The sequence below is a fragment of the Flammeovirga aprica JL-4 genome (assembly GCF_012844305.1).
Taxonomy (GTDB): domain Bacteria; phylum Bacteroidota; class Bacteroidia; order Cytophagales; family Flammeovirgaceae; genus Flammeovirga; species Flammeovirga aprica.
Genome location: NZ_JABANE010000462.1, coordinates 1 through 500, shown reverse-complemented (window position 1 = coordinate 500; position 500 = coordinate 1). Strand labels below are relative to the sequence as shown.

Below are 500 nucleotides of genomic sequence, written 5' to 3'. Positions count from 1 at the left end.
TCTTCACTAAAGAAAGGCTCCAAAATCATATTGAAAGCCATCTGTACCCCTATTTCTACTGCTATTGCTTTTACTGCACTTTCCAGTTCCTCTTTCAGCTTTTTACGCCCTCCCTGTGCAGATGCCCACTCGGCTATAGATGTCCCCCCTTGGAGAGCATAAGGTAAACCTATTTCTACAACGGCTGGACCTACCATTGCACTGAAAGCAACAATGGCAGAGGTTTCAGTCAGTTCACCAAATATTGATTCTATTCCTTTCCAAAATTCTGTATCATAGCCCAGTCCTTCTCCTGTAGAATACATTCCTTGAAGTATACAGGGGTTATTTTGTATTGCGGTATTAATTGTTGAGCCTTCTACGAAGAAGGATGCATAGCGAGGGTCTTGTTGTAGTTTTGTAATAAGTTCATGGCAATCAGGCATTGCATTTTCTTGTAAAAAAGAACCATAATTGTCCACCAATCGGTTCACCAATTCATGAGGAGTGGATAAATTACC

1 protein-coding gene is annotated in these 500 nt (G+C 41.0%); it reads right to left on the bottom strand.

Translation table 11 applies throughout. The annotated features are described in order from the left end of the window. Positions 1-500, bottom strand: a 500-nt coding sequence (locus tag HHU12_RS34955) for a hypothetical protein (RefSeq protein ID WP_169661264.1), incomplete at both ends; no start/stop codon positions are given.